Below are 4,483 nucleotides of genomic sequence, written 5' to 3' on the forward strand. Positions count from 1 at the left end.
ACCACGAAGACGAGGGCCGACAGCACGACCAGGCCCTGGATCATCGGGATGTCCTGCGCGGCCTCTGCCCTGCACAAAAGCGCAGGTCAGAGGCGGTTCAACTGTGGAGCTATGGGGATTCGAACCCCAGACCTCCTCCATGCCATGGAGGCGCGCTACCAGCTGCGCCATAGCCCCTGGTCACCGCTTCGAGTGCTCTCGTCGCGGCGCTTGGGAAGCATATAAGGACACCGACATGTTCACCTAATCGACGGCCACACGGCCCGCGCCCGCCACCGGGGCGCAAGCCGCACCGGCGAGGTCACTCCTGGGTGGCCTCGGGGTTGTCGTCGCTGCTGACCGGCTCGGGGAGGGTTCCGGCGTTGTGCTCCAGCAGGCGCCAGCCCTTGCGCGACTCCTCCAGCACCGACCAGGAACAGTTTCCCAGGCCGCCCAGGGCGGGCCAGAGCTCCTGCGGCAGGTTCATGAGCTTGGCGATGCCGAGCCGGATCGCCGCCCCGTGGGAGGCGACGACGAGCAGGCCGTCGGAGTCGACCTGCGCGGCCCAGCGGCGCACCGCCGAGGCCACCCTGTCGGCGACGTCGCCGACCTCCTCGCCGCCCGGCGCCTCCCAGGCCGCGAACTCCCTGGGCCAACCCGCGGAGATCTCCTCCCGGGTGAGCCCTTCCCACTGCCCGCCGCCCCGCTCTCGCAGATCCTTGTCGACCATGACGTTCAGGCCGGTGACGCGGGCCAGTACCGAGGCCGTGTCGAAGGCCCGTTGGAGGTCGGAGGAGACGATCATGCTCGGGCGGAGCGCGGCGAGCAGCGAGGCCGCACGGGTCGCCTGCGCGATCCCGGTCTCGTCAAGCGGGATGTCGCTGTGGCCCTGGAAGCGGTGTTCGACGTTCCACAGCGTCTGACCATGTCTGAGACAGACGACGCGACGGCTCACTCAGCTACCGCCCCGCGGGCGCGCTGGGCGGCGACCTGGGTCACGCTGTCCGGCAGCGCGATGGAGGGGCAGTCCTTCCACAGGCGCTCGAGCGCGTAGAAGGTGCGGTCTTCCTCGTGCTGGACGTGCACGACGATGTCGATGTAGTCCAGCAGGACCCAGCGGCCCTCGCGCTCGCCCTCGCGGCGGACGGGCTTGGCGTCGGCCTCGATCCGCAGCCGATCCTCGATCTCGTCGACGATGGCGCGGACCTGGCGGTCGTTGGTGGCGGAGCAGAGCACGAACGCGTCGGTGATGACGAGCTGGTCGCTCACGTCATAGGCGAGGATGTCATCGGCCAGCTTGTCCGCCGCCGCCTCGGCGGCGAGCCTGACGAGCTGGATGGATCTGTCGGTTGCTGTCACGGTGTGGGTCAGTCCTCCTGCTAGTCGGCGCTGTCACCTATCAGGGTGCCCGATTCGGCGCTCATTGAAGAGCCACCGTTTGAACAACGCCTATCGTGGGCCGCCCGATTCCGTACCGCAAACGGTTTGGCGGTCTGATCGGGGGCGTACCGCGCGGTCGGGGCCGCGCCTGCCGATCTCGGGTGGGACGGGCAGGTGCCCGGGTCATTCGGCGATCAAGCCGGGTGAGCTGTGGACACCCGTCCCACGCAAACTTCTCGAATCATAGCGAAACACGTCCTGACTTGCGCCATTTCCGCAGATCATCGCGATTCACAGATTCTCTTCCGGCCTGCCCTGCCCCAACCGCCGGGGACGATCCCCCTCAGATGCCGCCTTGCCGTAGAGGCCACGCTTGTTGATGTACTGGACGATGCCGTCGGGCACGAGGTACCAGATGGGCTCCCCTGCGGCCACCCGCTCGCGGCACTCCGACGACGAGATGGCCAGCGCCGGGATCTCCACCAGGCTGACCTTCCCCTCGGGAAGGCCGGGGTCGTGCAGGACGTGGCCGGGCCTGGTGGCGCCCACGAAGTGCGCGATGGTGAACAGCTCGTCGACGTCGCGCCAGCTCAGGATCTGGGCCAGGGCATCGGCGCCGGTGATGAAGTAGAGATCGACGTCGGGCCCCCAGGCAGAGGAGATCTCCCGGAGCGTGTCGATGGTGAAGGTCGGCCCCGGGCGGTCGATGTCGACGCGGCTCACCGAGAAGCGAGGGTTGGACGCGGTCGCGATGACCGTCATGAGATACCGGTCCTCCGCGGCGGAGACGGTCCTGTCGGCTTTCTGCCAGGGCTGTCCCGTCGGCACGAAGACCACCTCGTCGAGGTCGAAGTGGTGGGCGACCTCACTGGCCGCGACCAGGTGACCATGGTGGATCGGATCAAAGGTCCCGCCCATGACGCCCAGGCGCCGCTTCCCCCGACCGGTAGGCGCGTTCATCATGAAACGGACCATACGCGCAAGCCGTACAGAGCTTTTAATCACCCCCCGCGCGTGGCAGGCAGACCCGACGTAGCATGCCGGACATGACCACCACCCCGGATCGCAACCGCGTGCAGCTTCCCGGCATCAGCTCACGCGCCTACGAACATCCCGCTGACCGGTCCGCGCTGGTCGCCCTCCGATCGCTCAGCGGATTCGACACGGTGCTCAAGCAGATGTCCGGCCTGGTCAGTGAGCGCCGTCTGCGCCTGATCTACCTCGCCTCGGCCGTACGCACCGGTGACACCCAGTTCCGAGCACTGCACGACATGGGCCGCGACGCGGCCTACACGCTCGACCTCCACCGCATTCCCGAGGTCTACGTGCAGCAGAGCCCGCTGGTGCAGGCGAAGGCGATCGGTTTCGACGACCCGTTCATCGTCGTCACGACCGGCCTGCTGGACCTGATGGATTTGGAGGAGCAGCGCTTCGTCATCGGCCACGAGACCGCCCACATCCTGTCGGGCCACGCCGTCTACCGCACCATGCTCGACATCCTGACCCGTCTGGCCACGCGCGTGGCCTGGATCCCGCTCGGCTACATCGGCCTGCGCGCGATCGTGGCCGGCCTGGAGGAGTGGCACCGCAAGTCCGAGCTCTCCGCCGACCGCGGCGGCCTGCTCTGCGGCCAGGACCCCGATGCGGCGCTGCGCGCCCTGATGAAGCTCGCCGGCGGCTCGCGCCTGCACGAGATGAACATCGAGGCCTTCCTCGACCAGGCACGGGAGTACGACACCGCGGGCGACGTCCGCGACGGCCTGCTCAAGGTCCTCAACCTGCTGGGCACCACCCATCCGTTCGCCGTCTCCCGCGTCGCCGAGCTCGACAAGTGGCGCCGCGGCGGCGAGTACGACACGATCATCGCCGGCGACTACCCCCGCCGCGCCGACGACTCCAACGCGAAGATCTCCGAGGAGGTCCGGGCTGCCGCCCGCTCCTACCGCGAGTCCTGGTCGCAGTCCCAGGACCCGTTCATCGGTGTTCTGCGCGACGTGGCGGAAGGTGCTGTCAACGCCGGGGAGCGCATCTTCAATCGCTTCTCCCGCCGCGATGGAAATTAGCCGAGAGTTCCACCAAAAGGGCCCGGACGGGCCCTTTTTTATTCGATAGGTATGGCCTGCCGCGCCCTTGAAGGTCAACGGTGATCCCGCGGGCAAGGGAGCCGACCGCGGCGCCTGAACGAACGTGGGTCACATCACCGGCGCCCCGGCCTCCCGCGACACCTGGGCCGCCACACCGTCCAAGGTCGCCTGAGCCGGCGCGAACCCCACCACCGGCCGGGACCTGGCGCCAGGGGCCTCCCTGACGAAAGGACGCCCCCTACACGAGAAGGGCGATCGCGCGTACGGCCGCCGAGCACAGGGCGACGAAGCCGCCCAGCACGGCGAGCGCGCGCAGCCCCTCCTTGCGGAGCTCGACGAGCTCGGCGCCGATCCGCTCGATCTCCCGGCCGAGGAGACCGCCACAGACGACGCCGAACACGACGCCGGAGACGGCGATCGGGGCCGAGTGCAGCCACCACTCCGGTGGCAGCGAGCCACCGAGGGTCAGCCAGAGTGCGAGACCCGCCAGGGCGGCCGCCGGCAGCCCCGGCCAGGCCAGGACGGTCAGCAGCGAGGCGGCGAAGATCACCGGAAAGCCCAGCACCCGCAGGGCCACCCGGACCCTGGCCGACTTGCGCTTCCTGACCAGCCAGTGCCCGCCCCAGAGCGCGCGGGCCAGTGCGGCGAACAGGCCGGTGACGGCGAAGGTGGCCGGCGGCCAGATGACCGTGGCCACGACGCACGGCACGGCCAGCACCGCCAGCAGGAGCAGCGCCGCGTTGCCCGTGGGCAGCGGCCCTGCCCGGCCAGGGGCCTGAGCCTCCCCTGCCGCGCCGCCGGACCGTCTGCCCGCCCGGCGCCGGGTCGCCCTGCCGCCGTCCGCGGCGGAGGAACGCCCGCCCCGCGACGCCTCACCTGCCGCGGGAGCCGCACGCCCACCGCTGGACGCCTCAGCGGCCGGGGAGACCTGACGCCCGCCCCGCGACGTCTCCCCCGCCGCGGCCGAACTGGTTGTCCATCTGGCCGAACACCTTGCACGCCTCATGGATCCGCTCCACATCGGCCATGCCGACCATGGC

The 4,483-nt window shown here is 69.7% G+C and carries 5 protein-coding genes and 1 tRNA gene; 1 reads left to right on the plus strand and 5 read right to left on the minus strand.

Annotated features, from left to right (window positions below):
• Positions 1 to 104: 104 nt before the first annotated feature.
• From ABZ260_RS47320 to nadD, 4 genes are all read right to left on the minus strand, one after another.
• Positions 105 to 177, minus strand: a tRNA-Ala gene (locus ABZ260_RS47320).
• Positions 178 to 301: 124 nt separating this feature from the next.
• The gene (locus ABZ260_RS47325) at positions 302 to 934 is read right to left on the minus strand and encodes a histidine phosphatase family protein (RefSeq protein WP_355631515.1); all 633 of its coding nucleotides are present in this window, start codon (positions 932 to 934) and stop codon (positions 302 to 304) included.
• A complete protein-coding gene (gene rsfS, locus ABZ260_RS47330; protein ID WP_030924760.1) occupies positions 931 to 1,338 on the minus strand; it encodes a ribosome silencing factor in 408 nt (135 codons plus the stop codon). The genes ABZ260_RS47325 and rsfS overlap by 4 nt, the downstream gene beginning before the upstream one ends.
• A 312-nt stretch (positions 1,339 to 1,650) precedes the next feature.
• The gene (gene nadD, locus ABZ260_RS47335) at positions 1,651 to 2,322 is read right to left on the minus strand and encodes a nicotinate-nucleotide adenylyltransferase (RefSeq protein WP_355631518.1); all 672 of its coding nucleotides are present in this window, start codon (positions 2,320 to 2,322) and stop codon (positions 1,651 to 1,653) included.
• 74 nt (positions 2,323 to 2,396) lie between these two features.
• On the opposite strand from nadD, the gene ABZ260_RS47340 reads away from it, so the two are divergent.
• Positions 2,397 to 3,422: a M48 family metallopeptidase gene (locus ABZ260_RS47340; RefSeq protein WP_350928858.1), complete on the plus strand. Its 1,026-nt coding sequence runs from the start codon at positions 2,397 to 2,399 to the stop codon at positions 3,420 to 3,422.
• A gap of 259 nt (positions 3,423 to 3,681) precedes the next feature.
• Here the strand turns inward: ABZ260_RS47340 and ABZ260_RS47345 are convergent, their stop codons facing one another.
• Entirely contained in the window at positions 3,682 to 4,449 is a 768-nt protein-coding gene (locus tag ABZ260_RS47345) for a hypothetical protein (RefSeq protein WP_355631521.1), read from the minus strand.
• Positions 4,450 to 4,483: the final 34 nt, after the last annotated feature.

It is taken from the genome of Streptosporangium sp. NPDC006013, assembly GCF_040614275.1.
Classification (GTDB): Bacteria; Actinomycetota; Actinomycetes; order Streptosporangiales; family Streptosporangiaceae; genus Streptosporangium.

Excerpts from the sequence above, each read along its gene's own strand:
- nadD (WP_355631518.1), bottom strand. The coding sequence starts at position 2,322 with ATGATGAACGCGCCTACCGGTCGGGGGAAGCGGCGCCTGGGCGTCATG.
- ABZ260_RS47340 (WP_350928858.1), top strand. The coding sequence starts at position 2,397 with ATGCCGGACATGACCACCACCCCGGATCGCAACCGCGTGCAGCTTCCC.
- ABZ260_RS47345 (WP_355631521.1), bottom strand. The coding sequence starts at position 4,449 with ATGAGGCGTGCAAGGTGTTCGGCCAGATGGACAACCAGTTCGGCCGCG.